Annotated in this window: 26 protein-coding genes and 3 pseudogenes; 21 read left to right on the plus strand and 8 right to left on the minus strand. The window is 69.2% G+C overall.

Features of this window, described 5'->3' with window-relative positions:
* Positions 1-6: 6 nt before the first annotated feature.
* The 7 genes from ACQ86J_RS25240 to ACQ86J_RS25270 all read left to right on the plus strand — a co-directional run bounded on the left by ACQ86J_RS25240 (position 7) and on the right by ACQ86J_RS25270 (position 5,500).
* Positions 7-282, plus strand: a complete 276-nt coding sequence (locus ACQ86J_RS25240; RefSeq protein WP_431267688.1) for a YMGG-like glycine zipper-containing protein — start codon at positions 7-9, stop codon at positions 280-282.
* Positions 283-750: 468 nt separating this feature from the next.
* Positions 751-1,539, plus strand: a complete 789-nt coding sequence (locus ACQ86J_RS25245; protein WP_431267689.1) for a hypothetical protein — start codon at positions 751-753, stop codon at positions 1,537-1,539.
* A 292-nt stretch (positions 1,540-1,831) separates the two neighbouring features.
* Complete coding sequence (locus ACQ86J_RS25250; RefSeq protein WP_431267690.1) at positions 1,832-2,464, plus strand: patatin-like phospholipase family protein; 633 nt, start codon at positions 1,832-1,834, stop codon at positions 2,462-2,464.
* 88 nt (positions 2,465-2,552) lie between these two features.
* A complete protein-coding gene (locus ACQ86J_RS25255) occupies positions 2,553-2,924 on the plus strand; it encodes a hypothetical protein (RefSeq protein WP_431267691.1) in 372 nt (123 codons plus the stop codon).
* Positions 2,925-3,070: 146 nt separating this feature from the next.
* Positions 3,071-3,871 carry a DUF3300 domain-containing protein gene (locus ACQ86J_RS25260; protein ID WP_431267692.1) on the plus strand — a complete coding sequence of 267 codons (801 nt, stop codon included), beginning with the start codon at positions 3,071-3,073 and terminating at the stop codon, positions 3,869-3,871.
* The gene (locus tag ACQ86J_RS25265) at positions 3,817-4,476 is read left to right on the plus strand and encodes a hypothetical protein (protein WP_431267693.1); all 660 of its coding nucleotides are present in this window, start codon (positions 3,817-3,819) and stop codon (positions 4,474-4,476) included. Before ACQ86J_RS25260 ends, ACQ86J_RS25265 begins: the two co-directional genes overlap by 55 nt.
* Positions 4,415-5,500: a DUF2950 family protein gene (locus ACQ86J_RS25270; protein WP_431267694.1), complete on the plus strand. Its 1,086-nt coding sequence runs from the start codon at positions 4,415-4,417 to the stop codon at positions 5,498-5,500. The genes ACQ86J_RS25265 and ACQ86J_RS25270 overlap by 62 nt, the downstream gene beginning before the upstream one ends.
* A 9-nt stretch (positions 5,501-5,509) precedes the next feature.
* Here the strand turns inward: ACQ86J_RS25270 and ACQ86J_RS25275 are convergent, their stop codons facing one another.
* From ACQ86J_RS25275 to ACQ86J_RS25300, 6 genes are read right to left on the minus strand one after another with little or no spacing between them, the layout of a single operon-like run.
* Positions 5,510-5,824, minus strand: coding sequence for a c-type cytochrome (locus tag ACQ86J_RS25275; RefSeq protein WP_431267695.1), 315 nt, complete (start codon positions 5,822-5,824; stop codon positions 5,510-5,512).
* A 44-nt stretch (positions 5,825-5,868) separates the two neighbouring features.
* A complete protein-coding gene (locus ACQ86J_RS25280; protein WP_431267696.1) occupies positions 5,869-6,945 on the minus strand; it encodes a hypothetical protein in 1,077 nt (358 codons plus the stop codon).
* A gap of 12 nt (positions 6,946-6,957) precedes the next feature.
* The gene (locus ACQ86J_RS25285) at positions 6,958-8,490 is read right to left on the minus strand and encodes an alpha-amylase family glycosyl hydrolase (RefSeq protein ID WP_431267697.1); all 1,533 of its coding nucleotides are present in this window, start codon (positions 8,488-8,490) and stop codon (positions 6,958-6,960) included.
* 31 nt (positions 8,491-8,521) lie between these two features.
* On the minus strand, positions 8,522-9,472 hold the full coding sequence (locus ACQ86J_RS25290; protein WP_431267698.1) for an MGH1-like glycoside hydrolase domain-containing protein: 951 nt from the start codon (positions 9,470-9,472) through the stop codon (positions 8,522-8,524).
* Positions 9,453-10,583: an MGH1-like glycoside hydrolase domain-containing protein gene (locus ACQ86J_RS25295; protein ID WP_431267699.1), complete on the minus strand. Its 1,131-nt coding sequence runs from the start codon at positions 10,581-10,583 to the stop codon at positions 9,453-9,455. Before ACQ86J_RS25295 ends, ACQ86J_RS25290 begins: the two co-directional genes overlap by 20 nt.
* 11 nt (positions 10,584-10,594) lie before the next feature.
* Positions 10,595-11,257 carry a hypothetical protein gene (locus ACQ86J_RS25300; RefSeq protein ID WP_431267700.1) on the minus strand — a complete coding sequence of 221 codons (663 nt, stop codon included), beginning with the start codon at positions 11,255-11,257 and terminating at the stop codon, positions 10,595-10,597.
* Positions 11,258-11,841: 584 nt separating this feature from the next.
* Between ACQ86J_RS25300 and ACQ86J_RS25305 the strand changes: the two are divergent.
* The 9 genes and pseudogenes from ACQ86J_RS25305 to bchJ form a co-directional block, all read left to right on the plus strand.
* A pseudogene (locus tag ACQ86J_RS25305) lies at positions 11,842-12,342 on the plus strand (efflux RND transporter periplasmic adaptor subunit); the annotation flags it as partial.
* A gap of 67 nt (positions 12,343-12,409) precedes the next feature.
* Positions 12,410-12,826: an efflux RND transporter periplasmic adaptor subunit gene (locus ACQ86J_RS25310; RefSeq protein ID WP_431267701.1), complete on the plus strand. Its 417-nt coding sequence runs from the start codon at positions 12,410-12,412 to the stop codon at positions 12,824-12,826.
* A 63-nt stretch (positions 12,827-12,889) separates the two neighbouring features.
* Positions 12,890-13,420 (plus strand): annotated as a pseudogene (locus ACQ86J_RS25315) (efflux RND transporter permease subunit); the annotation flags it as partial.
* A gap of 136 nt (positions 13,421-13,556) precedes the next feature.
* On the plus strand, positions 13,557-15,998 hold the full coding sequence (locus ACQ86J_RS25320; RefSeq protein WP_431272528.1) for an efflux RND transporter permease subunit: 2,442 nt from the start codon (positions 13,557-13,559) through the stop codon (positions 15,996-15,998).
* A gap of 541 nt (positions 15,999-16,539) precedes the next feature.
* The gene (locus ACQ86J_RS25325; RefSeq protein ID WP_431267702.1) at positions 16,540-16,971 is read left to right on the plus strand and encodes a hypothetical protein; all 432 of its coding nucleotides are present in this window, start codon (positions 16,540-16,542) and stop codon (positions 16,969-16,971) included.
* A gap of 265 nt (positions 16,972-17,236) precedes the next feature.
* Positions 17,237-18,077 (plus strand): IS5 family transposase gene (locus ACQ86J_RS25330; RefSeq protein ID WP_431267703.1). Its coding sequence is split into 2 segments (ribosomal slippage): positions 17,237-17,605 and positions 17,607-18,077, totalling 840 coding nucleotides; the frame shifts between segments, so codons are not numbered across the junction.
* A gap of 481 nt (positions 18,078-18,558) precedes the next feature.
* Positions 18,559-18,876, plus strand: a pseudogene (locus ACQ86J_RS25335) (cobalamin-dependent protein); the annotation flags it as partial.
* Between the two features lie 62 nt (positions 18,877-18,938).
* Complete coding sequence (gene bchE, locus ACQ86J_RS25340) at positions 18,939-20,162, plus strand: magnesium-protoporphyrin IX monomethyl ester anaerobic oxidative cyclase (protein ID WP_431267704.1); 1,224 nt, start codon at positions 18,939-18,941, stop codon at positions 20,160-20,162.
* Positions 20,163-20,768 (plus strand): bacteriochlorophyll 4-vinyl reductase, encoded by a 606-nt coding sequence (bchJ, locus tag ACQ86J_RS25345; protein ID WP_431267705.1) that lies wholly within the window; start codon positions 20,163-20,165, stop codon positions 20,766-20,768. It begins immediately after the preceding gene.
* Here bchJ and ACQ86J_RS25350 read toward each other — a convergent pair.
* Together ACQ86J_RS25350 and ACQ86J_RS25355 are read right to left on the minus strand one after the other, a co-directional pair.
* Positions 20,756-21,544 carry a VOC family protein gene (locus ACQ86J_RS25350; RefSeq protein ID WP_431267706.1) on the minus strand — a complete coding sequence of 263 codons (789 nt, stop codon included), beginning with the start codon at positions 21,542-21,544 and terminating at the stop codon, positions 20,756-20,758. The two genes, bchJ and ACQ86J_RS25350, sit on opposite strands and share 13 nt — an antisense overlap.
* Before the next feature lie 116 nt (positions 21,545-21,660).
* A complete protein-coding gene (locus ACQ86J_RS25355; protein WP_431267707.1) occupies positions 21,661-22,455 on the minus strand; it encodes a DUF2189 domain-containing protein in 795 nt (264 codons plus the stop codon).
* Positions 22,456-22,709: 254 nt separating this feature from the next.
* On the opposite strand from ACQ86J_RS25355, the gene ACQ86J_RS25360 reads away from it, so the two are divergent.
* From ACQ86J_RS25360 to ACQ86J_RS25380, 5 genes are all read left to right on the plus strand, one after another.
* Positions 22,710-23,579, plus strand: a complete 870-nt coding sequence (locus ACQ86J_RS25360; RefSeq protein ID WP_431267708.1) for a polyprenyl synthetase family protein — start codon at positions 22,710-22,712, stop codon at positions 23,577-23,579.
* 4 nt (positions 23,580-23,583) lie between these two features.
* Positions 23,584-24,723, plus strand: coding sequence for a methyltransferase (locus tag ACQ86J_RS25365; protein WP_431267709.1), 1,140 nt, complete (start codon positions 23,584-23,586; stop codon positions 24,721-24,723).
* Between the two features lie 75 nt (positions 24,724-24,798).
* Positions 24,799-25,242 (plus strand): alcohol dehydrogenase catalytic domain-containing protein, encoded by a 444-nt coding sequence (locus ACQ86J_RS25370; protein WP_431267710.1) that lies wholly within the window; start codon positions 24,799-24,801, stop codon positions 25,240-25,242.
* 29 nt (positions 25,243-25,271) lie between these two features.
* A complete protein-coding gene (locus ACQ86J_RS25375) occupies positions 25,272-25,736 on the plus strand; it encodes a hypothetical protein (protein ID WP_431267711.1) in 465 nt (154 codons plus the stop codon).
* Complete coding sequence (locus ACQ86J_RS25380) at positions 25,733-26,611, plus strand: chlorophyllide a reductase iron protein subunit X (RefSeq protein WP_431267712.1); 879 nt, start codon at positions 25,733-25,735, stop codon at positions 26,609-26,611. Before ACQ86J_RS25375 ends, ACQ86J_RS25380 begins: the two co-directional genes overlap by 4 nt.
* Positions 26,612-26,725: the final 114 nt, after the last annotated feature.

Consider the following 26,725-nt stretch of genomic DNA (forward strand, 5'->3'; position numbering starts at 1 on the left):
ACAGCCATGCACAAGAAGGCAATCTCAGCCGTCGTGATCATGATCAGCCTGGGCGGCTGCAGCGACCTGACGTCGACGCAGCAGCGGACCATGACGGGTGGTCTTGGCGGGGCCGCGGGCGGCGCCGTGATCGGTGCCCTGGCGGGCAATGCCGGGATGGGTGCGCTGATCGGTGCCGGCGCCGGCGCCGCGGGTGGGTATCTGTACGACCGGCACAAACAGAGCGAGCAACAGGCCTACAATCGTGGCGTGCAGACCGGACGTAGCCAAGCGGCACGCTAACGCAAATTCGAGGCAGTGGATGACGCCAGCGTCCGCGTTTCGACCCAAGCAGACCGAGCTAGGGCGGCATGGCGTACGCTGCTGGACGCAAGCCGCTGTAAATACCACGCTTCGATGGAGCCAAGTAACTGAGTCGGGGAAGTTGGCTATTCGACGATCGGCTTTGTACAACATCGCACGGCGCAACAGGTGGCTTGGATTTCGTACCGCGGGCGACATCCTGGCGACATCTGTTGCTTCAACGAGGTCGAAATCGAACACTTCAGGGCATGCTGCACCGTCTTAGCGAAAAGCATGGCCTGAAAGCCTTGGCCCCGTCCCGTTTGTCGCCCGGAGAGGCCGACATGGCGCCAGTCAGATTGGGTACGCGCGAAGACGCCGTCGCACCGGACGCGGGAGGCAGCTGTGGGAGTATTGCTGGTCGCGGCATTTGCGAATGGGGCTAACATTGGTGCCGCCATTCGGACAATGCAGGACCTGCATGCAGATGGAACCCTGACCCTCTATGCCGCGGCGGTGGTCGGGCATGACGAAGGCAGCATTGGTCTGACCGTCCGCGTTGCAACGGAACCGCATGCCGCTTTAGCCGCGCCGGCCGTCGGCGCGGCCGTCGGGGCGCTCGTCACTCTGCTCGGTGGAACCCTCGCGCTCGCATCGCACAGCGTTACTTCCGGTCTGGTTGGCGCCGTGCGCGATCTGGACGAAGCGGGTCTCGATGCCGGATTCCTCCATCGGATCTCGCGTCGGCTCCGCGCCAGCGGCGAGGTGGTCGTGGCGGAAGTTGAGGAGGAGCGGCAGCTGCCGCTTGATAGCCGCATCCTGGCACTTGGCGGGCGCATCTCCCGCCACCGGTTACTTCGCTCGCTCAGCGAGGAGCGCACGGTGCGGGAGCTGTCTGCATTGAGCGGCGAGTTGCACCGCCTACGTTCGGAGCCGAACGATATGGTGGGGGCTGCAGCGGGCGCACGCGTCAAGCGCGACCGCATGCACGAATTCCAGCGCTTGGTCGCCGAAACCCAAGCACTGGCGAGAAACCTGCGCAGCGAGGCAGCGGTGAAGGTTGCCGTCCTGCGTGCGCAGGCCGCACGCCTCGATGGTCCCGCGCGCCAGGCGGTCGAACAGCGTGCCGCAGTGGTGCGGTCCGACATGGAGGCTAGGGCGGCCAGGTTGGAACGCACGGCGGAGGCCGCTGGCGACTCACGCTTCGACCCGGGCCGGGCAGGCTGCGAGGATGACTTCGAAGGAGATGATTCTTGACATCGACACGAGTCGAGAAAGATGCAGGCAGTCGGTAGCCTTCGACGACCTGACAGGCGAGGGCTGCTGCGTGGGGTCCACTGCTCCGAACCATGCCTTCTCACCGGCAGAACGGCAGACGCACGGCGCGGAGTGGCCTCGACCGACACCGGCGCGAGCTTCAGGCAGCCAAGTACCAGCCTTCGCTCGGTTCAGGCGCCTACTGGCTCTTGTTCTTGCGGTTTTCGCATCCGCCTGCAGCGTCCCTGCGCGGCAGCCGGCCGTCCCGCATGCTGAGATCGAGGCCGCAACCGTGCTCGGCGGGCTGCCGAATGCTCGCTTCTGGGCCGACACCGAGGTGCCCGAACTGGCCGAGGAGGCGCTGCGGGCGCTCGAGCGCGAGCGCCGCCAGCTGGGGCTCGGCAAGAGCGATTGGCTGCCGCCTGCCAACCTCCTCGCGCTTTCGGGCGGCAGCGACGACGGCGCCTTTGGTGCTGGCTTGCTGGTGGGCTGGACGGCGGCGGGAGACCGGCCGGAGTTCAAGCTGGTGACCGGCGTCAGCACCGGCAGCCTGATCGCACCTTTCGCCTTCCTTGGTCCCGCCTACGATCAGCAATTAAGGGAGGTCTACACGGCCATCCGCCCGTCCGATGTCTTCCGGCGCCGCGGCTATCTCGAGATCCCGTTCGACGAGGCAATGAGCGACACGCAGCCGCTGCTCGGCCTCATCTCCCGCAATGCCAATGAGCAGATGCTGGCCGCCATCGCGCGCGAATACGACAAGGGCAGGCTGCTGCTGATCGGGACGACCAATCTCGACGTCATGCGGCCGATCATCTGGAACATCGGCGCCATCGCCGCCAGCGGGCACCCCGATGCGCTCCGGCTGTTCCGCAGCATCCTGCTGGCGTCATCCGCGGTGCCGGCGGTCTTCCCCCGGTACTGATCGATGTCGCCATCGGTGACCATCGCTACCAGGAGATGCATGTGGATGGCGGCGCGGTGGCGCAGCTTTTCTCTACCCGCCGGCGATCATGGCCAACCGCAACCTGCGCCGCAGCCCGCTGGCGCGCGAGCGGCGTGCCTTCATCATCCGGAACGCGCGCCTGGACGCCGAGGCTGTCGCCGTGGAACGGAGCATTTTCAGCATCGCCGGCCGCGCCATCTCCAGCATGATCCACTACAGCGGAAACAGCGACATTGTGCGGCTCCAGCTGACGGCGGCGCGCGACGGGGTCGATTTCAACCTCGCCTATATCGGGGAGGACTTCGTGGTGAAGCACAAGGACATCTTCGATCCTGTCTACATGCGGGCCCTGTTCGAGTATGGCTACCGCCTGGCCGCGCAGGGCTATCGCTGGGAGAAGGGGCACCCGCGCTTCCTGGCGCGGGTGGCCGTGCAATGAGCCGGACAGTTGCCGGGCCGACCGTCGCGGCAGGGACATGGTGGCGATCCCTCGTCGTCCTCCCGCTGATGGTCGGGCCGGTCGCCGACGCGAGCGCCCAGCCGCAGCCGATACCCTCCGCCACGATGGCGCCCGCGCTGGCCCCCTTGCCCATCTCGCAGGCCGCAACGCCGAAGGTGACGCCCGAGCAGCTCGAACGGTTGCTGGAACCCTTCGCCGGCGCGCCGCAGGATGTCCTCGCGGTCGTGCTCGACGCCTGCCGCTACCCGACGGAGCTAGTGGCCGCGGCGCAATGGGCGGCCAAGCCGGTGGCCGAACGCGGACCGGCGGAGCAGGCCTGGCCGCCGCCGGTCCGGCTGCTCGCGGAACAGGCGCCGCGGACACTGCAATACCTGACCCAGGACATCGCCTCGACCGCCGTGCTGGGGGACGCCTTCCAGAACCAACCAAACGATGTCTGGCTGGCCTTCGGCCGCGTCACCCTGGCGGTGCAAGCCGGGGCCGAGCAGCAGCCGCCCCCGGCGGACACCGGCCCGCCGCCCCCCGCGAGTCAACTGCCCCCCGCGGACCCTGCGCGCGACAACGCCAGGCCGGCCGCCTCACCGCCTGCGAGGCCGCCGGCCGCGGAACCCGTCCAGGCCGCACCGGTCCCGAGGGAGGCCCCGCCAGTGGTGGTCGAGACCCCGCCGGGGAGCGCCGTCACCACGGCACCCGCCGCGCCGGTCACGGTCGTCACCACCCCGGCGCCGGTCGCCACCGTGGATCCCGTCGGCTCCGCCCTGGTGGGCGGCATGATCGGCCTCGGCGCCGGGCTGCTGATCTCCGAACTGGTGCATGACGACGACCATTGGGGGCGCCGGGCTACGGCTATGGCTACCGCCCGCCCTATGCGGTGCCGCCGCCCTATGCCCCCTATGGCGGGGCGCGCGCCGACGCCGCGCGGGTGATGCAGGAGGATCGCCAGGCGGCGGCACGCGTGCGGCAGGAAGACCGCCAGGCCAGCCTCGACGCGCGGCAGCAGGACCGGCAGGCGAATGCCGCGGACGGACGCGAGGCCGCCGGCGAGCGAGCGCAGCAACGGTCGGCGACGCGTGACGACCGACAGGCCGGCCGGCAGGATGCCGGCGCAGCCCGCCAGGCAACGCGCGACGATCGCCAGGGCGGCCGGCAGGAAAGACGACAGGAACGCCAGCAGCAACGCGGCGATGCCGGCGCCAGGCCGCGGGCGGAGCAGCGCTCCGCCATGGGCGGCGCCGGCCCGGAACGCCGGGCGGCCGCCACAGCCGGCCAGCAACGCGCCGATTTTGGCGCCCGGGAGCGACCCGCGGCGGCACAGCCACGCTCGTCGCCGCCGGCCACGCGCACTGCGGACTGGGGTCCGGCCCGCGGCATGTCCGGCGGCGCCGACATCAGCCGCTCCCGCGCCCCGTCCGGCGGCTTCTCGGCCGGGGGCGGCGGCGGTCGTGCAGCGGCGGCCAGGGCCGGGGGTGGTGGCGGCGGTGGCCGCGCTGCAGCGGCGCGGGGCGGCGGTGGCGGTGGACGGCGGCGATAGGGGGAGACCGATGATGATTGTCAGCATGTACTGGCGGCGCGGCGCGGGGCGTTGGCTCGCCCCGCTCGGCCTCTGCCTGTCGATCCTCGCGCCGGATGGGATGGCGCAACCCATCAGCGGGCAGCCCGCCGCACGCAGTACCGCGGCGCCGGCCGGCGGCCAGGCGGCCCGGCAGCAACGCGCCTTCTATACGCCGGAGGCCGCGGTGAAGGCGCTGATCGAGGCGCTGCAGGCGCCGACCGACCTGCCGCTTCGCGACATCCTGGGTGGCCCGGTGCTCGATGCCGTGCCGCTTTCGGAGCGCCAAGCGGATGATCGGCGGCGTGCCGCGGGCGGCTGGCTGGCGCTACAGCCTTTCGTGATTGCGCCGGAGGAAGGCGGCCGCGCGACCGCGCTGTTCGGCGAGGCGCATGTGCCGCTGCCCGCCCTGCTGGTGCAGACGCCGCGTGGCTGGATCTTCGACCAGGCCGGCACCATCGAGGCCATGCGCAAGCGCCGGATCGGCGTCAACGAGGCGAATGCGCTCGAGGCGCTGCGGGCGCTGGCCGCGGCGCAAGCGCGCTACCGGCTTAGCGAACGCCGCACCGATAGCGTGCTGGAATATGCGCGCCGCATCCGCAGCAGCGGCCCCGGCAAGCTGGATGGGCTCACCTCCAGCGGGCAGGAGACCGTGCCCGGCCCCTCTACCGACCTGCTGAACCAGGCTTTCGGCCAGGCCGAGGGCGAGCCGGGCGATCCACGCCTGGTACCGCCTGCCGGTTATGCCTATCGGATCCTCACCGGCCAGGGTCCGCATGCCGAGGGCGGCGCGGCCTCCTACCTGGCCGGCGACCGGATGACCGAGGGCTTCGCGGTCGTCGCCTGGCCCGTGCGTCCGGGCGAGAGCGGGATCTCGACCTTCATCATGAACCACCGCAACACGATCTTCGAGCAGGAGCTCGGCAATCGCACGGTCGAGGTGGTGCGGCGCATGGCGGTGTTCGATCCCGGCCCGGGCTGGAATGCGGTCACCGGGAGCGAGTGACGGCGGGGGTCACCGCGCCCGGCGCAGGCTGAGCAGATAGGCGGTCAGCGCATCCGCCTCGGCCTGGGTCCGGTCGGTGTTCATCATGTGCATGTGCAGCCTGGTGACGAAGTCGCGCATCCAGGCTCGGGTGATCTTCGGGTCCTGCGCGATCACGACGAAGGCCGGCGCATCAGTCCATCCCGCGCCGCCATCGGGCTGGACGACATGGCAGCGGGCACAGTTCTGCTCAGCAATCCGCCGCCCTTCGGCGGGGGTTGCCGGCTGCGCCCAGGCAAGGGCCGGGATGGCGGCCAGGGCAAATACGGCCAGCAGCCCCGACACGCTGCCAGGCTGACATTTCGCTACCATGCAAATCTCCTTCCGGGTCAGTTCGCCGGCACCGTCAACAGCGGTGCCTGCGGCGTCACGCCGGTCTCGGCCAGCGAGAAGAACAGCATCATGATCGAGAGCGCTCGCTTCGAGCGGTAGTCGCGGTCGTCGATCCAGTACCAGGTGTCGTGGTGCCGGACCGCGGCGAAGCTGTCCGCCGGCCTGTCCGGCCCGGCAAGGACCCGGACCAGCGGCCGGTCACGCGGATCCTCGGCGTCGGCGGGCCGGGCGGAGGCGGCGGTGCGGCCCTGCGCGACATGCTCCGCCGGGACGTCGATGCCGAGCGCGATCTCCAGCAGGATCTCCATCATCGACCGCGACAGCACGGCGAGCTCGCCGCCATCGCGCGGCACCGCGCCGAAGACGAGCGTCATCTCACGCGGGCGGTCCTGGGCCAGGCCCAGGATCTCTCGTACCCGCTGCAGGTCCTGGTCGATCGCCACCGAGCGGCGTGCCGAGAGCACCACCCGCGCCGTCTCGACCGGTCCGTTCTTCTCCAGGCGCAGGCTGACCGAGCCCGAGACCTGCAACCGGCGGAGCGCGTCGAGCAACGGGTAGAAGGCGGGATCGGCGGGACGGCTTACGCCGCCCACACTGGAACGGTTGAAGACGCCGTTCAGCGCCTTGGTCGTGACCATCAGGATGAAGTCGGCGGGAAAGCCGGTCTGGATCAGCTCGAAGATCGCGCTCGGCGGGATGGGCCGCAGCAGGCTGCGGGTGAAGCGCTCGCCGGTCAGCGGCGCGTAGGAGATGGTGGGGCGGTCGAGATAGGTGCCGCTGGCGCCGAGGGTGGCGAGGCTGGACGGGATGGTGTTGGTCCGGTCGGAGCTGACCTGCCCGCCGGCGGAGAGCTGGCCCTGCAGGCCGTAGCCGCTGATGATCGAGGAGATCTCGAGGAAGGTGGGCGCATCGCCGTAGCGCAGCCGCACGATGTTGAGCAGCGTCTGGTCCTTCCAGGACTCGCCGATCGCCGCGAGGTAGCCCAACCGGTCGCGTGGGACGGTGGCCGGGCCGATCGAGGCGCAGCCCGCCAGGGCGAGCAGGGACAGCAGCACCGGCCGGCGGGCAGGCACCCCGCCGCGCCCTCAGTCCGGATCCAGGCGGAACAGGTGATAGCCCCAGGCCGGCAGGTCGAGGTAGAGGCCGCGCCCGGTCAGCGCGTCCCCCTCGCGGCGGTAGCGCGCGGGACCGAGCAGGTCGACGAGGGTATGCATCCGCCCGCCGAGGGCCGGCATGGGCAGCCGGACGTAGCATTGCGCTTGGTGCGGCTGGAAATTCACTGCGCCCAGCAGGCGTGCCTCGCCCGCGTCCTCCCAGGCGAAGCAGACGAAGCCGTCCCAGCTGCCGTTTCCCGGCCAAGCCTCGGTGGGCTCCAGCAACCGCCAGGCGCCGTCGCGCAGCGCCGGGTCCCGCAGGACCTCGAGCAGGCGGGCGTAGAAGGCGCCGACGGCGGGGTCCGGCGGCTCGGCCGGTGCGCGGTCGAGATGGATCGGGACGCGCCTGCGGCGTCCCTCGAACTGGCCCTGGTGGAAGAAGCGCAGGCCCGGCGTCAGGAAGGCCAGGGCGGCCGCGGCCCGGTGGACCTCCCAGGGGAAGGTGCCGGCGGCGCGTGGCTCGTCATGGTTCTCGAGGAAGCGGACCAGGTGGCGCTGATAGTCGAGGCCCGCGCGCAGGTGTTCGCGGATGCCGCGGCCATTGCCGCCGACCGCGCGGTCGTACAGGGTCTTGTCGTAGGCGTAGTCGAAGCCCTGCTGCATCATGGTCCATTCGAGGTTCCAGTAGACCTCCGCCATGAAGACGAAGCCGGGCCGCGTAGCCCGGACCGCCTGGATGGCATCGGGCCAGAAGGGCTGGGCGGCGATGCCCCAGCTCCGCTGGAACACCTCCGGCAGGATCAGCATCGCCATGTCGCAGCGCAGCCCGTCGCAGAGCGCGGCGGCGGCCAGCAGCTCGCCGCGCATCGCCGCCTGCGTCGCCGGGTTGCCGTAGTCGAGCTGCAGCGTATCCGGCCAGCCCGGGAAATAGGGATCGCGGCCATGCGCCAGGATCGCCGGGCCCTCGGCCGTCTCGATCGCCATGTAGTTGCCCGGCTCCCGCGCCAGCGCCGCCTCGCTGCCATGGACGAACATCCCGGGCCGGTCGTGCGCCCAGGAATGGTCCGGCGCCATGTGGTTCGGGACAAAATCCAGCATCAGCCGCAGGCCGCGCGCATGCAGCCGGTCCCGCAGCCGGACCAGCGCGGCATTGCCGCCTAGCGCCGGGTGCACGGCATAGGCGGTGACGGCGAAGCACGACCCGCAGATGTCGCGCTCCTCGAGGTCCGGCAGCAGCGCCTCGAACTCGCGCCGCCATTCGGGATTGCCGCGGGAGACCTGCCGTCCCGCCTCCCCCGTGCTCCAGACGCCGAGGCAGTAGAGCCAGTCGAAGCCCTGCGCGGCGATGTGGTCGAGCTCGGCATCCGGCAGGTCGTCCAGCGTCGCCGGGCGGCCAAGCGCCGCCTCCAGCGCGCGCAGGCGCAGGCGGGTGTTGAGCTGGAAGAGCGCGGGGTAGCGCGGCAGCGGCGGCAGCCGACCCGATGCGGCGTCGAGCGTCCGGGATGTCGGTGCGATGTCGGGCATGGATGTCTGCTCCACCGGAATCTGGCGCGGATCAGCCGGCCGGCACCGTCGTCGCGGGTCGGGCGGGGTGCACGGCCGCGGCCGGGGTGGGCTGGGCCAGGCCGCCGAAGGTGGCCACACCTCCTTCGGCCAGGAAGGCCTCCGGCGTCACCGTGGCGAAGAGGTGCATCAGGGTGGCGACCGTGCCGGTCCATCCGGTCTGGTGGCTGGCGCCCAGCCCGGCGCCGTTGTCGCCGTGGAAATACTCATGGAAGAGCAGGCAATCCCGCCAATGCGGATCGTCCTGGAATTTCCGCGTTCCGCCGAAGACCGGCCGCTCCCCCGCGGCATTGCGCAGGAATGTGCCGGCGAGCCGGCCGGTGATCTCCCGCGCCACCTCGAACAGGGTCAGCATCCGACCCGAGCCGGTCGGGCATTCCACGCGGAAATCGTCGCCGTGGAAGGCGTGGTGGATCAGCAGGGCGCGCACTAGCATGACATTCACCGGCATCCAGACCGGGCCACGCCAATTCGAATTGCCGCCGAACATCCCGGTATCGGATTCCGCCGGAAGATAGCCCACCCGGAATTCCTGGCTGCCCACCTGCAACACGTAGGGTTCCGCCGCATGCCGGCGCGAGAGCGAGCGGATGCCGTGCGGGCCCAGGAACTCGGCCTCGTCCAGCATCACCGCCAGGATGCGGCGAAGCCGGGCCGCATCGACGATCGACAGCAGGTGCCGGCCGTTGTGCCCGACCTGATCCAGCGGGTGCACGAAACGCCGGAGCTCGGGCCGCTCCTCGAGCAGCCGGTGCACCCGCAAGGTGACCTCCGGCAGCAGCTTGCCAAATGCTGGCTCGAACACCGCCGCGGCGCAGAGCGGCAGCAGGCCGACGACGGAGCGCACCTTCAGCCGCTCCGCGCTGCCGTCCGGCCGGCGCAGCACGTCGTAGAAGAAGCCGTCCTGCTCGTCCCACATGCCGTCATGGCCCTGGTGCAGCATGGCCGAGCCGATCGAGAGGAAATGCGTGGCAGAATCGCAGGACCATGTCCTCGTAGAGCGGATCCTCGCGCGACAGCTCGGCGGCGATCTGCACCATGTGCTGGCAGAACACCGCCATCCAGGCGGTGCCGTCCGCCTGCTCCAGGTAGCCGCCCGTCGGCAGCGGCGCGGAGCGGTCGAAGACGCCGATGTTGTCGAGGCCGAGGAACCCGCCCTCGAACAGGTTGCGGCCAGAGCGGTCCTTGCGGTTGATCCACCAGCTGAAGTTCAACGACAGCTTGTTGAACTGGTAGGCCAGCCAGCGCCGGTCGCCCTTGCCGCCGCGCTGCGCCCGGTCGAGCTGGTAGAGGAAGGCCGTCGCCCAGGCATGGACCGGCGGGTTCACGTCCCCGAAATTCCATTCGTAGGCCGGCATCTGGCCGCTCGGGTGCAGGTAATTCTCACGCAGGGTGAGCTTGAGCTGGCCTTTGGCGAAGTTTGGATCGACCAGGCCGAGCGCCAGCGTGTGGAAGGCGAGGTCCCAGGCCGCGTACCAGGGGTATTCCCACTTGTCCGGCATGGAGAAGATGTCGGCATTGTCCATATGCGACCAGTCGGCATTGCGCGGCGCGCTGCCGCGCTCCGCCATCCACTGCCGCACGTCGTATTGGTAGTACTGCTTGCTCCAGAGCATGCCGGCGAGCGCCTGGCGGTAGACCCGGGCTTCGTCTTCGGTGAAGCCGGCCGGCGAGACGGCACGGTAGAAGGCATCGGCCTCGTCCTGGCGGGCCTCGAAGCAGCGCTCGAACTCGGTGCCGAAGGGGGCGGTGCCGACATCCGCGTCGCGCAAGCGGAGCCGCAGCACTGAGCAACCGCCGGGCGGGATGGTGACTTCCCAGTGCATGGCGCCCTTGGTGCCGATCCGCTCGGGGTTCACCGCGGCCTGCCGGCCTTGCACCACGCAGTCGTTGATGCCGTCCTTCGGGAAGGGCGTGCCACCCGGGCGGCCGAAGATCCGCGCCTCGTTCGTCTCGTTCTCGACGACGAGGACCGGCAGGTCCTCCCGCTCACAGAGCAGCACCCTGCGCCCGAGCAGCGCGTGCCCGGCCTCGAGCCCAGTCGCGCCGCGCACCTCGGCGGCACCTAGGCTGGGCTTCTCCGTCCCCCCGGCCAGGACCAGGTGTTGCGGAACCAGAGCGTCGGCAGCAGGTGCAGAGTCGCGGGCTCCGGCCCGCGATTGTACGCCGTGATGCGGATCAGCACGTCGTCTGCCGCCGCCTTGGCGTAGTCGACGACGATGTCGAAGTAGCGGTCCTCATCGAACACGCCGGTGTTCAGCAATTCGAATTCGAAATCCTGCCGGCCGCGGCTCCGGTTCTCCCGGACCAAGCGGTCATAGGGAAAGGCGGCTTGCGGGTACTTGTAGAGAAAGCGCATCCAGGAATGCGTCGGCGTGCTGTCGAGGTAGAAATAGTATTCCTTCACATCCTCGCCGTGATTGCCCTCCGCATTGGTCAGGCCGAACAGCCGTTCCTTCAGGATCGGGTCCTTGCCATTCCACAGGGCGAGCGCGAAACAGAGGATCTGCCGGTCGTCGCTGATGCCGCCGAGCCCGTCCTCGCCCCAGCGATAGGCCCGTGACCGTGCCTGATCGTGCGTGAAGTAGTTCCAGGCATCGCCGCCGGCGCTGTAGTCCTCCCGCACCGTGCCCCATTGCCGTTCCGACAGGTAGGGACCCCAGCGGCGCCAGGCGGCATCGCCGTCACGGCATTGGGCGAGGCGTCCATGTTCCGCCGTCAGGGCCATGCTGCGTCCTCCTGCCTCGCCGTCGCCTGGCACCGGTCCGGCTTACGGCGCCGCGTGGCCTGCTCGGTCGATCGAGCGGAGGATAGAAGGCGGAATCCGGCATGCACGCGCCAAAGATGTCAGAATTCTCCGTCATCGCCGGCCGCCTCGAAGACCGGTTTTTTCGATAGGGCTTCACGCCACCCTCGCCCCAGGCTGCGCCTAGTCTGGCCCACACATCACGGCCCCGCGTCCCGCATCCGACCGCGGAAGCGGGGTGGTGCCACGAGACCCGGCCGCACCGTCCTCACCCCGGGGGAAGCATCCCGGTCAGCGCGCGGCAGGTGCAAGCGCAAGCGGGGACCAGGAACGGATGCAGAGACGATCGACAGACACCGCGACGGCCCGGCGCCTCACTCAGGCGCGAGATCGTCCGGGGCGCGGCAGGGCGAGGCCTGGGCGGCATCCTAATCGGGCTCCTCCTGCTCGGCTGCAACGAGAAGGAAACGGCCGCGCCGACAGCCACCCCGGCCGCGGCCCCGACGGTGATCGTTGCTTCACTAGAACGGCAGGCGGTTGCGCAATCGATCGAATTCGTCGGACGGGTGGAGGCGCTGGAGAAGGTGGACATCCGCGCCCGCGTCACTGGTTTCCTGCGTGACCGACATTTCCAGGATGGCCAGATGGTGCGGGCGGGCGACCTCCTCTTCACCATCGAGCGCGAGCCGTTCGAGGCCGAGGTCGGTGTCAAGCAGGCGAAGATCGAGAGCGCGGAAGCCGCCCTCACCTATGCCGGATACCAAGTGGAGCGTGGACGCGAGCTGGTGCGGACCAACGCCATCCCGCGCGCGACACTCGACCAGCGCATCGCCGAGCAGGGCATCGCGGCGGCAACGCTCTCTGGCGCCAAGGCCGATCTGCGGCTGGTCGAGGTCAACCTCGGCTATACCGAGATACGCAGCCCGATCGACGGGCGGGTCGGCCGCGCTGCCATCACCCGCGGCAACGTCGTCGGTCCCGATTCCGGTGTGCTCACGGTCGTGGTGCGGCAGGACCCGGTGCGGGCCACCTTCCCCGTGAGCCAGCGCCAGCTGCTCGACATCCGGAAGGACGCCCGGGTTCGCGGACCGGAATCCCTGCGGGTGCGGGTGCGGCTGCCGAATGGCTCGACCTATGACCAAGTGGGGCGAGATCAACTTCATCGACGTGCAAACCGACAAGGCAACCGACACCGCCCTGGTGCAGGCGCAGATTCCCAACCCGGCCGGCATCCTCTCGGACGGCCAATTCATTGGCCTCACGGTGGAGGGCGAGGAACCACAACAGGTGCTGGTCATCCCGCAATCCGCGGTGCAGGTCGACCAGGCCGGAACCTTCGTCCTGGTCGTCACCAAGGACAACAAGGTCGAGCAAAGGCGGGTGAAGATCGGGCGCGGGCCGGCCGGGCAGGCGGTCGTCGATAGCGGCATCGAGCCCGGCACCCTGGTCATCACCGAGGGTGCGCAGCGGGCGCGGCCCGGCGCTCAGGTCGTGCCCAAGCCGGCAGCCGAGCCGCCGGCAGGCGGCCCTATTTTGGTTCCGGCGGGGTAAGGCGGCATGATCTCCAAGGTCTTCGTCGACCGGCCGCGGCTTGCGGTCGTCATCGCCATCGTCATGGTCATCGCCGGCGCGATCTCGCTGAAGCAGATCCCGCTGGCTCAGTTCCCCGACATCGTCCCGCCGCAGGTCGAGGTGACAGCGCGCTTCCCCGGCGCATCGGCCGAGGTGGTGGAGGCGACCGTCGGCCAGCTCCTGGAGAGCAAGGTCGTCGGCGTCGACAAGATGATCTACATGAAGTCAACCAGCGGCAATGACGGCAGCTACACCCTGCTTGTCAGCTTCGCCCTCGGCACCGACCCGGACCAGAATACGGTCAACGTCAACAACCGGGTACAGTTGGCGGTGCCGCGACTGCCGGCCGAGGTCCAGCAGCAGGGCCTGTCCATCAAGAAGAAATCCTCGGCGATGCTGCAGGTCATCTCCCTGCGGTCGACCTCCGGCGCGCAGGACCCGCTGTTCATCAGCAACTATGCGACGATCAACATCCTCGATGAGCTCAAGCGGATCAACGGCGTCGGTGACGCGCTGATGCTCGGCCCGCTCGACTACTCGATGCAGATCTGGTTCGAGATTGACCGGTTGACCGGGCTGAGCCTCACCCCTGCCGACATCGTCGCGGCCATCCAGAAGCAGAACCGGGTCGCGCCGGTCGGCCGAGATCGGCGCGCAGCCGATCAGCAAGGACTCGTCCTTCCAGCTCAATATCCAGACCCAGGGACGGCTGGTGGACCCCGAGGAATTCGGCGCCATCATCGTCCGGGCCAATCAGGACGGCTCGGTCCTGCGGGTGCGAGACGTGGCGCGCTTCGAGCTCGGGGCGCAGATCCTGGATGTCGAGACGCGGACCAACGGCAAGCCGGCCATCCTGATCGCCACCTACCTGGCGCCGGGTGGGAATGCCGTCGGCACTGCCGAGCAGATCAAGCACACCATGGCGGAACTCGGCGGGCGCTTTCCGGAGGGGCTGGAATATCAAATCGTCTACGACACGACCATCTTCGTCGAGCTGACGATCGAGGAGGTGATACACACCCTGATCGAGGCTTTCGTGCTGGTCGTCATCGTGGTGTTCCTGTTCCTCGGAAGCGTCCGGGCAACCATCATTCCCTTGATCGCCGTACCGGTCAGCCTGATCGGCACCTTCGCCGTGCTGCTGGCCATGGGCTATTCGGCGAATACCATCTCCCTGCTCGCCATGGTGCTGGCGATCGGCATCGTCGTCGACGACGCCATCGTGGTGGTCGAGGCGGTCGAGGCGACGATGGATGAATTTCCGGCGCTGACGCCCGCGGAGGCGACGAAGAGAGCGATGGAGACGATCACCGCGCCGATCATCGCCATCACGCTCGTCCTGCTCTCGGTCTTCGTCCCGCTCGCCTTCATCCCCGGCATTTCCGGCACGCTGTTCCGGCAGTTCGCGGTCACCATCAGCGTCTCGATGCTGCTCTCGGCGATCAACGCGCTGACGCTCTCGCCTGCCCTGTGCGGCGTGATGCTGAAGCGCCACCACGGCGCGAAGCGCGGGGTGATGGGCTATGTCTCCCGCGGCATTGATTGGGTGCGGGACGGCTATGCGGCGCTCGTGGCGCGGCTGGTCCGGGTCGCCGTGCTCGGCCTCGTGCTGCTGGCGGTCGTGATGTACGGAATCGTCGCGGTCGGCAGCCGGACGCCGATCGGCTTCCTGCCGCAGGAGGACCAGGGTGCCTTCTTCGTCGAGCTTAAGCTGCCGGAGGGCGCCTCGCTCAATCGTACGCGCGAGGTCGCGCTTCAGGTCGAGGAGGCGATCGGCCGCCTGCCCGGGATCCAGTACGTCAGCACGGTCACCGGGTTCAGCCAGTTGAGCGCGCTGGCGCAGTCGAACAGCGCATTCTTCATCGTGACGCTGGCTCCGTTCGAGCAACGCAAAGCGGCCGAGGCCAAGGTGAACGGCTTGCTGGCGGGCGTTCAGCGCGAGACCGCCGATATTGCGGCACAGGTCATCCCGTTCAACCTGCCGCCCATCATCGGCCTCGGCACCGCCGGCGGCTTCGAATACCAGTTGCAGAACATCGAGGGACGGCCAGCCTCGGAGATGGCCGGGGTCATGCGGGCCTTGGTGTTGGCCGCCAACCAGGACCCAGCTCTGCAACGTGTCTTCTCGACCTTCGCGGCGAACACGCCGACGGTCTTCCTGACAATTAACCGCGAGAAGGCACAGGTCCTCGGCGTACCCATCGACAGCATCTTCGCTGCGCTGCAGGCATCGCTCGGCAGCGCCTATGTGAACGACTTCAATCTGTTCGGCCGGACCTGGCAGGTGAACATCCAGGCTGAGGCACGCGACAGGCTGGCGATCACGGACATCTACCGCGTCCACGTCCGCAGCGCGGCTGGCGAGATGGTGCCGGTCCGCGCGCTCGCCGAGGCGCGGATCGAGTTCGGGCCACAGACCGTGATTCGTTACAACAATGTCCGTAGCCTGACCATCAATGGCGAACCGGCAACGGGCCGCAGCAGCGGCGATGCGCTGGCCGCGATGGAACGCCTGAGCCAGGAGACGCTGCCGCGCGGCTACAGCTTCCAATGGACTGGCACCGCCTACCAGGAAAAGGCTGCTGGCGGGCAGACCATCATTATCCTGGGGCTGGCGGTGTTGTTCGCCTTCCTGTTCCTGGTCGGGCTGTACGAGAGCTGGACGATCCCCGTGCCGGTGCTGCTCTCAGTGACCGTCGGGGTACTCGGATCCATCGCCGCTGTGGGCGCCTCAGGCCTCGCGCTCGACCTCTACGCCCAAGTCGGGATCGTCGTGCTGATCGCGCTGGCTGCGAAGAACGGTATTCTGATCATTGAGTTTGCCAAGGAGCAGCGAGAGCACGGGAAGAGCATTCAGGAAGCTGCGGTGCTCGGGGCGAAGCTCCGTTTCCGTGCCGTCATGATGACGAGCTTCGCATTCATCCTTGGCCTATATCCGTTGGTCGTGGCGTCGGGCGCCTCGGAGATCAGTCGTCGTGCGGTCGGTACCCCGGTTTTCTGGGGCATGTTGGCGGCCTCGACACTTGGTATCTTCGTAATCCCCGTCCTGTACGTCGTGTTCCAGTGGGTCCGGGAGCGCGTGAAGTCCGGGTTCGGCAGCCGGACGGCCGCGTTGGATCAGCACCTCGACCTGAAGGTACCGGGAGAATGACGAGGTGCGTGGGCATCGCGCGCCCACGGGCACCCAATCCGCGCCGCCGCGCCCTGCTGGGTCTTGCCTGCGGCACGCTTTTAGTAAGTCTTCCGGGCTGTTCCTTTCCGACCCGGCTTGCCGCCGTCCCACGCGGTCGCACAAGCGCGGCGACGGTGCTGGGCCTGCCAAACGAGCGCTTCTTCCCGGTCAAGGCTGCAGGCTAGGCGGCGCTCCAGCACGAGTTCATCGGCGCCGTCCAGAGCCAACTCGTGGCGAAGGACCTGCCATAAAGCGCGCTCCTGCCGGAGTTGGACCTGGTCGGCATTTCGGGTAGCGGTGAGAACAGAGCCTTTGGCGCGGGCGTGCTGAATGGCTGGACGAAGCGTGGGACCGTCTCGCCTTTTCGCTGGTCACCGGAATCAGCACCGGCGCACTTAGCGCACCATTCGCCTTCCTAGGCAGCGGCTGGGAGGCGCAGCTGAAGGTTGTCTACACCAATATTATCCTGGCTGACGTGCTCATCCAGTGCGGAGATGCCGCAGCAGTATGGAGCGATGGAATGGCGCATACCACTCCGCTGTTTCGCACCGTCTCACGCTGTGTTGACGAGGCGATATTGGCGGAGATCGGCCGTGCTTATGCCGGTGGGCGGATGTTGCCGATTGGGACTTCCAACCTGGATGCACAGGTGCCGGTGAATTGGAACATCGGCGCGATAGCCCAAAGCCGCCACCCGGCGGCGCTTGAGACCGTGGGCCGGATTCTGTGGGACACTTCGGCGACTCCAGGCGCCTTCGCGCCTATGCTGTTCGACGTCATGTTGGCAGAGCAGTCCTACCAGGAACTGCATGTCGACGGCGGCGCATTCGCTCAGGTGTTCCTCAATCCCGCCAGCGTATCGCAACTCCGCAGGAAGCGAATGGCCAAGCGCATACCGGTCGCGCCACTTCGGGCCTGGGTGATCCGCAAAGATTGGCCGGATCCCAAATAGGCCGCAGTGGACCGGCGTACGCTTGGTAGTGCCAGCCGCGCCATCACCGCCATGATTGCCGCGGGTGGCTTGAACGACCTGACACGGATCTACAATGCCGCCAAGTAGGATCGGGTAGACTTCAACATTGCCTTCATCGGACCGGATCTTACGGTAGAGTACGAAAAGCCCTTCGATCAGGCTTAGAGCCCATCCGGAAAGGAATTGAATCGCCTGAATCGGATGTGATTCGCTGTTCCTGCGGGCGATTCGCGGGAGGAGACGGATGGCATGGACGGCGGAACATCGGCGTGCGGCGGACCGGCGGGGGCTGCGCTATCCCTCAGATTTGACGGATGCCGAGTGGGCGCTGGTTGCGCCACTGATCCGGCCAGCGAAGCACGGCGGCAGGCCCCGCAAGGTGGACGTGCGCGAGGTGTTGAACGCGGTGTTCTACGTGCTCTCCGCCGGCTGCCAATGGAGCGCGCTGCCGAAGGACCTGCCGCCGAAGAGCACGGTTTGGGATTACTTCTCGCGCTGGGAATGGGAAGGCACCATCGAGCGCATCCACCACGCGCTCTACGTCGCGGTGCGCGAGGGTGCCGGGCGTGAGGCCAGCCCGACGACCGCGATCATCGACAGCCAGACGGCGAAGGGCGCGCAAAAGGGGCTCTACGCTCGACCCGTCCGGCTACGACGCGGGCAAGAAGGTCGTCGGCCGCAAGCGCCACCTGCTGACCGATACCATCGGCATGCTACTCGCGGTCATCGTGCATCCCGCCAACGTGCAGGACCGCGATGGCGCCGAGCCGCTGCTGCGCCAGGCGCGCAGGCTGTTCCCCTTTGTCGAGCGCATCATCGGCGATGCAGGCTATCAGGGGCCGAAGATGGCCGCCGCCGTCGCCCGCACCGGTACATGGAAGATGGAGATCGTGCGACGCTGCGATAGGCACCGCTTCGTCGTGCTGCCGAAGCGCTGGATCGTCGAGCGCACCATCGGCTGGATCAGCCGCAACCGGCGGCTGGCCCGCGACTTCGAGCGGCATTGCCGCATCGCCGCCGCCTTCGTCCGCATGGCCATGATCCGCATCATGCTTCGACGGCTGGCAACAAAGCCCTCAGCATGAACCCAAACTTCCCGGATGGGCTCTCAAGCCGGGTGACCGAGTGGACCTTGTCTACACCGAGTCTCTCGCGGTTGCTGTCGAGCCGGTGAGCAAATAGGTCGGATCGCGCTGAGCGGAGTGACGGATCGGAGCCCGTGGGAGATCGCCATTTTGGTGAGTGCGGGGCGGAACTGCGCATTAGCAGGATCAGCCATCGACACTGCTGACATCATTCACGAATCCTACAAAATGTTTCATGAGATAAATGGTTGTTCGGTATAAGCGGCTCCAAGCTCCCTGGACTCTCCTCGATTTCCTTGAGTCCTGCATGCGCCGCGTGGCGGCAGCGGCCTTACTGAATGGGGTTCGAAAGGGAACACCTTATTCCCCATCCCGCCCTGAAAGCAGTGTCATCTGAAACCGATTTGATCTCTGTCAAGGTAGCCTGACACTTCCCCGGGCAGCCTCTCCCCCACCGGCGGAAGCCGGGGAGGGCCCTGAGATGCGCATCGTCCTGATCCACCCGAACTACCATTCAGGCGGCGCCGAGATCGCCGGCACCTGGCCGCCGGCCTGGGTCGCCTATCTCTCCGGCTACCTGAAGGCCGCCGGCTTTGCCGAGATCACCTTCATCGACGCGATGACCGAGCGGCTCGACCACGAGCAGGTGCGCGAGCTGCTGGGCGCGCTGCAGCCTGACCTGGTCGGCTGCACCGCCATCACCCCGGCGATCTACGAGGCCGAGGCGCTGCTGCGCATCGCCAAGGAGGCCTGCCCGCAGGCGGTGACCGTGCTGGGCGGCATCCACGGCACCTTCATGTATGGCCAGGTCCTTGCCGAGGCGCCCTGGATCGACGCCATCGTGCGCGGGGAGGGGAGCAGGTGCTGCTCGACCTGGTCCGCTGCGTCGACGAAGGTCGCTGGCCGGCCGAGCGCGCGAGCGTCAAGGGCATTGCCTACCCCGAGGACGGCCAGGCGGTGGCGACGCCAGCCGCGCCGCCGATCGCCGACATGGACCGCATCACGCCGGACTGGGGCATCCTCGATTGGTCGCGCTACGTCTACACGCCGACCGGCACGCGCGTCGGCATCCCCAACCTGGCGCGCGGCTGCCCGTTCACCTGTTCCTTCTGCAGCCAATGGAAATCTTGGCGCGACTACCGGGTGCGCGACCCGCGCAAGGTGGTGGACGAGATCGAGGCGCTGGTGCGCGACCACCAGGTCGGCTTCTTCATCCTGGCCGACGAGGAACCCACCATCCACAAGAAGAAGTTCGTCGAGTTCTGCGAGCTGCTGGTCGAGCGCAACCTGCCGGTGCTCTGGGGCATCAATACCCGCGTCACCGACATCCTGCGCGACGAGGCGCTGCTGCCGCTCTATCGCAAGGCGGGGCTGATCCACGTCTCGCTCGGCACGGAAGCCGCGGCGCAGCTGAAGCTCGAGCGCTTCAACAAGGAGACCACGATCGCCCAGAACAAGCGTGCCATCCAGCTGCTGCGCCGGCACGGCATCGTCGCCGAGGCGCAGTTCATCGTCGGGCTCGAGAACGAGACGGCGGAGACGCTGGAGGAGACCTACCGGATGGCGCTCGACTGGAACCCGGACATGGCCAACTGGGCAATGTACACGCCCTGGCCCTTCAGCGACCTGTTCCAGGAATTGGGCGACAAGGTCGAGGTTTTCGACTTCTCGAAGTACAATTTCGTCACGCCGATCATGAAGCCGGATGCGATGGACCGAGCGACCCTGCTCGACCGCACCATGGCGAACTACCGGCGCTTCTACATGCGCAAGTCCTTCCTCGGCTATCCGTTCGAGCGCGACAAGGCCAAGCGGAGATACCTGCTCGGCTGCCTCAAGGCCTTCCTGAAGTCGGGCTTCCAGCGGACCTTCTACGACCTCGGCAAGGTCGGCTACTGGGGGCCGCAGACCAAGAAGTCGGTCGACTTCCACTTCGACGCGACGCGCACCATGGACGCCGCGGCGGCCCGCGCGCCGCACAACGCGATGTGGAAGACCATGCACCGGCCGAAGGCCAAGCTGCCGGCGGCGAACGTCAAGGCCTGCGGCGGCGGCACGGAGCAGCTGCCCGAAAGCGTCGAGTAGATGGACGGCGGCGCGCATTCCCTTGTCCCCGGGGGCGGCCGCATCGGCCCGAACGCCATCACCCGCATGGCCGAGGCGCTGCCGCGGGACGCGGTCGATGCGCTCTTCGCCGAGGCCGGGCTCGCCGGCTATCGCCGCGCCCCGCCCACCGGGATGGTGGCGGAGCGCGAGGTCGCGGCGCTGCACCGCGTGCTGCGCGCCCGGCTCGACCGCACGCACTATGCGGCGGCGGCGCGGGAGGCCGGGCGGCGCACCGCCGACTACCTGCTGGCCAACCGCATCCCGCGCCCGGTGCAGGGACTGCTGCGCGTCCTGCCGGCACCCCTTGCGGCGCGGCTGCTCTGCGCCGCGATCCGCCGCCATGCCTGGACCTTCGCCGGCAGCGGCGCCTTCGCCGCCCGGCCCGGCCGGCCGACCCTGCTCTCGATCGAGGGCTGCTCGCTCTGCCGCGGCGCGGCGCTGGACCAGCCGGCCTGTGTGTATTTCGCTGCGACCTTCGAGCGGCTCTTCGCCGCGCTGGTGCATCGCCGCGCCCGGGTGACGGAGGTGGCCTGCGCGGCGATGGGCGATCCCGCCTGCGTCTTCGAGGTCGCCTATACCCGCTGATTCACCTCGATCATGTTGCCCGCGGGGTCGAGCACGTAGATCTGCCGCATGCCGGCCATGGCATAGACACCGGCATCCGAGACCGTCACCCCGGCCGCCTCCAGCCGCGCCTTCACCGCGCCGGCATCCGGCACGCAGAAGGCGGGGTGGCCGCCGATCGAGGGATTGTGGGCGAAGCCGTTGCGCAGGGCGAAGCCGGGATCGGGGCGGATGATGTGCAGCCCGCTATTGTCGGTGCCGAGGGTCAGTACCGCGAGCTCGGCCGGGTCGATGCTGAAGTCGCCGCGCGCGGCCGGCGCCCGCCAGCGCCCCTCGGTCATGCCGGCCATCTCGACATAGAAGGCCGTCGCCTCCCGCACGTCGGCTGCCGGCAGGTTGACGTGGTGGAGGTGCCATGCCGCCGCGGCATGGCCCGGGCGCCGCTCACAGAAGGCGACGAGGTTCTGCGCGGGATCGAGCGTCCAGAGCGCGTCGGTCCCGAATTCGGCCGGCTCGGCCGCGAGGCAGGGAAGGCCCGCGCGGCCGAGATTGCCGGCGACTGCCGGCAGGTCCTCCACTGCGATCGCCACATGCCGCGCCCCGGCGGGGCCGAACAGCGCGCCCGCCGCGCGGGACAGCCTCGGCTCAGGCCGCTGCAGCCGCAGGCCAGGGCCGAATCCCAGTGTCCTCGCGTCGCGCTGCCGCGGCGTGCCGAGGCCGAGCAGCGTGCCGAAGAAGTGGCCGGATGCGGCGAGGTCGTGCGCCACGAGTGACGCCCCGAGGATGGACCAGGTCATGGCGGCTTTTCCTCCCGGGGCTGCAGGCTCTCACGCGCCGTGCGCGCCATCAACGCCAAGCCTGGGGAGGGAAGCTCATTCCCTCCCCAACAGGAGGATGCCGTCTCCCGGCCTTCCTAAACCACCACCCGCTTGTACAGGTGCCAGGTGGCATGCCCCAGCACCGGCATGACCACCGCCAGCCCGATGAAGGCGGGGATGCTGCCCAGAAGCAGCAGCACCGCCACCAGCATGCCCCAGATTGCCATCGGGACCGGGTTGGCGATGCAGGCCTGGACCGAGGCGTTGATGGCCGAGCCGATCCCGACCCGCGGCCGGTCGATCAGCATCGGCACCGACACCGCCGTCAGCACCAGCACGATCAGCGCGAAGACGAAGCCGACGCCGTTGCCGAACAGCAGCAGCCGCTGGCCCTCCGGGGTGGTGAAGGCGGCGTGCACCATCTCGCTGAAGCCCATCGGCGGCAGGTGGCCGAGGGTCGCGTTCCAGATCGCCTGCGCCACCGCCACCCAGGCGACGAAGATCGCCATCAGCAGGACGCCGAGCATGGCGATCTGCGGCAGGTTGGGGTGGCGCAGCACCGCGAAGGCGGTGAGCCAGGACACCTCATCCCCCGCCTCGCGCCGCCGGCTGATCTCATAGAGCCCGACGGCGGCAATCGGCCCGACCAGGCTCAGCCCGGCGACCAGCGGCCAGAGCAGCGGCAGCAGGTCGCCGCCGGAGAAGGCGCGTGCCGCGACCAGCCCGACGATCGGGTAGAGCACGCAGAGGAAGACGAGCTGCGTCGGGATGGCGCGGAAATCCTCCCATCCCTGGCGCAGTGCAAGGCGGAGATCGGCGGTGCCGATGCGGCGGATGCCTGCCTCCGCGACATCGGCAGCCAGGCGGTCATTGGTCCAGGCATCAGCCATAGCGCAACCCTTCCCTTCTCGCCGCGCCGCGCGCGGCCTTGCCGTGATCCAGATGGACCCGGGGCGGCGCCGGCCATGGAGGGGCGGGAGCCGCCACGCGAGCCTTAGCGGGGGAGATATGGCGCCTTTCCACCAGAGGTCTTGGTTCACGACCCGGCGAGGCGTGGATTCCGGTTGACGGATATGTCCATTCAAGTTGACAGTTAACGATGACAATAAGGCCCGACACGCATCCGGGCCGGGGAGATCGCCAGATGGACGCCGTCACGCGGATCGAACGGGCCCTGTCCGCCGCCATCGGCCTGGCGGAGGGGCCGGGCTGCCCGCCGCGCCTCGCCCTGGCGATGCGGCATGCCGTCTTCCCGAAGGGCGCCCGGGTCCGGCCGCGGCTTTGCCTGGCCGTCGCCGGCGCCTGCGGCGACGACGCCCCGGCCCTGGCCGAGGCCGCCGCCGCCTCGATCGAGCTGCTGCACTGCGCCTCGCTCGTGCATGACGACCTGCCCTGCTTCGACGACGCCGCGACCCGGCGCGGCCGGCCGAGCGTGCATGCCGCGCATGGCGAGCCGCTGGCGGTTCTCGCCGGCGATGCGCTGATCGTCCTGTCCTTCCAGCTGCTGGCCCGCGCGGCGCACCAGGCGCCGGCCCGGCTCGGCGCGCTGGTGGCGGTCATCGGCGATTCGGTCGGCGTGCCGCGCGGCATCGTCGCCGGCCAGGCCTGGGAGAGCGAGCCGCGCTGCGACCTGGCGCAGTACCAGCGGGAGAAGACCGGCTCGCTGTTCGCCGCCGCCACCGCCGCCGGCGCCGCCGCGGCGGGGGCCGATGCGGCGGTCTGGCGGCTGCTCGGCGACCGGCTGGGCGAGGCCTACCAGGTGGCAGACGACCTGCGCGACGCGGTCGAGGACGAGTCCGAGATGGGCAAGCCCGCCGGCCAGGACGCGGCGCATCATCGCCCCAGCGCGGTGCTGCAGTATGGCCTGTCCGGCGCCATCGCCCGGCTCGAGGACCTGGCGGCCGAGGCGGTCGCCGCCATCCCGGACTGCCCGGGGGCCTCGGCGCTGCGCGCGGTCATCCTGTCGGAGACCCGCCGGCTGCTGCCCCGCAAGCTGTCCGTCAACGCGGCCTGACAGGGTGTCGGGTACCGCCGCCATGGTGCCGCCCGGCCTGCCGGAGCGGCTCCGCGACCTGTACGACCGGCTGCTGGCCAGCCCGCGCTTCCGGCAACTCGCCACACGCTTCCCGCTGACCCGGCCCATGGCCCGGCGGCGGGTGCGGGCGCTCTTCGACCTGTGTGCCGGCTTCGTCTACACCCAGACCCTGCTCGCCTGCGTGCGGCTGCGAGTCTTCGAGATCCTGCGGGACGGGCCGGTCGCGCATGACGCGCTGGTCGCGCGGCTGGGGCTTTCCGCCGAGGCCGCCTCGACCCTGCTGAATGCCGCCGAGTCGCTGAAGCTGCTGGCGCGCCGCCGCGGCGGGCGCTGGGGCCTGGGCGCGCTCGGCGCCGCCATGGTCGACAATCCCGGCGTGACCGCGATGGTCGAGCACCATGCGCTGGTCTACCGCGACCTTGCCGACCCGGTCGCGCTGCTGCGGCGCGACCGCGGCGGCAACGGGCTTTCGGGCTACTGGCCCTATGCCGAGGTCGAGCGCCCCGCCGCGCTGCCGGACGCGCAGGTCGCCGCCTACACCGCGTTGATGGCGGCGTCCCAGCCCTTCATCGCCGAGGAGGTGCTGGCCGCATACGACTTCTCGAGGCACCGCTGCCTGCTGGACCTGGGCGGCGGCGACGGCAGCTTCCTGCGCGCGGTCGCGGCGCGACACGCCGATCTTCGCCTGATGCTGTTCGACCTGCCGGCAGTGGCCGAGCGCGGCCGCGCCGCCTTCGCCGCGGCAGGCCTGGCGGATCGCGCCGAGGCCTTCGGCGGCGACTTCACCGAAGACCCGATGCCGGCAGGCGCCGACATCGTCTCCCTGGTGCGGATCGTGCACGACCACGACGACGGAAAGGCGCTGGCCATCCTGCGCTCCGCCCGCAGCGCGCTCGCCCCGGGCGGCACCCTGCTGGTGGCCGAGCCGATGTCCGGCACGCCGGGCGCCGAGCCGATCACGGAAGCTTATTTCGGCTTCTACCTGCTCGCCATGGGCACCGGCCGGCCACGCAGCGCCGAGGAATTGGCCGCGCTGCTGCGCCAGGCCGGCTTCGCCGCGCCTACCCTGATGGCAACCCGCACGCCGCTGCTGGCGCGCGTCATGGTCGCCAAGGCGGTTTGAGATATGTCAAACGACCTTGACACTTCAAGCCGTCAATATATCCTGACATCGGACTGGACATGGGAGGTCCAAGCAATGGACACCATCGCCGTCCTGCTGAGGGGACCGGAAGATCTGGGCCTCGAAAGGCTCGACCTCACACCCCCCGGCGCGGACGATGTCGTCGTCGCGGTGGAGTGGAGCGGCATCAGCACCGGGACCGAGCGGCTGCTCTGGTCCGGCCGCATGCCGCACTTCCCCGGCATGGGCTACCCGCTGGTCCCCGGCTACGAATCCGTCGGCCGCGTCACGCAGGCCGGCCCTGATGCCGGCCGCCGGGTCGGCGAGCGGGTCTTCGTCCCCGGCGCGCGCTGCTTCGGTCCTGTTCGCGGGTTGTTCGGCGGCGCCGCGTCGCGGCTTGTCGTGCCCGGCGCCAAGGCGGTGCCGGTCGGCGAGGGGTTGGGCGAGGCGGGCGTGCTGCTGGCGCTGGCCGCCACCGCCCATCACGCCACCCTGCCGGCGCCGCCCATCCTGAACTGATCATCGGCCATGGCGTGCTGGGCCGGCTGTTGGCCAGGCTCGCGATCGCCGCCGGCGCGCCGCCGCCGACCGTCTGGGAAAGCAACCCCGGCCGCCGCGACGGCGCCGACGGCTACCGGGTGGTCGATCCCGCGAGCGACGACCGCCGCGACTACCGCGCCATCTGCGACGTCTCGGGCGACCCGAAGCTGCTCGACACCTTGATCGCCCGCTTGGCGCCGGGCGGCGAGATCTGCCTGGCCGGCTTCTATGCCGAGCCGTTGAGCTTCGCCTTCCCGCCCGCCTTCATGCGGGAGGCCCGGATCCGCGTCGCCGCCGAGTGGAAGGCGCCCGACCTGCTGGCGGTGCAGGCGCTGCTCGCCGCCGGCCGAGCTCTGCTCGATGGCCTGATCACCCATGTCGCGGACGCGGCACGGGCCCCGGATGCCTACCGCACCGCCTTCACCGATGCGGGCTGCCTGAAAATGATCCTCGATTGGAGGGACTGCGCATGAACGTGGCCGTCGGCAAGACCCCGTCCGAGTCCCCCAAGGCCAGCATGGCCGAGGCGTTGCGCGCCGAGGCGGCGCAGGAGCCGGACGCCGTCCATACCGGGCCGGTTAGGAAGGAAACCCAGGTCATCGCGATCTACGGGAAGGGCGGCATCGGCAAGTCCTTCACCCTGGCGAACCTGTCCTACATGATGGCGCAGCAGGGCAAGCGGGTCCTGCTGATCGGCTGCGACCCCAAGTCGGACACCACCTCGCTGCTCTTCGGCGGCCGGTCCTGCCCGACGATCATCGAGACCAGCAGCAAGAAGAAGCTGGCCGGCGAGCCTGTCGCCATCGGCGATGTCTGCTTCAAGCGCGACGGCGTCTTCGCCATGGAACTCGGCGGGCCGGAGGTCGGCCGCGGCTGCGGCGGGCGCGGGATCATCCACGGCTTCGAGCTGCTGGAGAAGCTCGGCTTCCACCAGTGGGACTTCGACTACGTGCTGCTCGACTTCCTGGGCGACGTGGTCTGCGGCGGCTTCGGGCTGCCGATCGCCCGCGACATGTGCCAGAAGGTGATCGTGGTCGGCTCGAACGACCTGCAGTCGCTGTATGTGGCCAACAACGTCTGCAGCGCGGTCGAGTACTTCAAGAAGCTCGGCGGCAATGTCGGCATCGCCGGCATGGTGGTGAACAAGGATGACGGCACCGGGGAGGCCGCGGCCTTCGCCGCCGCGGCCGGCATCCCGATCCTCTCGGCCATCCCGGCCGATGACGACATCCGCCGCAAGTCGGCCAATTACGAGATCGTCGGCACGCCGGGCGGCCCCTGGGCCAGCGTCTTCGAGCAGCTTGCGCAGCAGGTCGCCGAGGCCCCCCGCTGCGGCCGAAGCCGCTGACGCACGATGCGCTGCTCGGCCTGTTCAAGGGCGACGCGGTCGGCCGGGGCGTGGTGCTGAATCCGGCGACCATGGAAGACATGTGCGGCGCCGAGGTCATCGAGAAGCCGTCCC

It is taken from the genome of Dankookia sp. P2 (assembly GCF_050632255.1).
GTDB lineage: Bacteria > Pseudomonadota > Alphaproteobacteria > Acetobacterales > Acetobacteraceae > Paracraurococcus.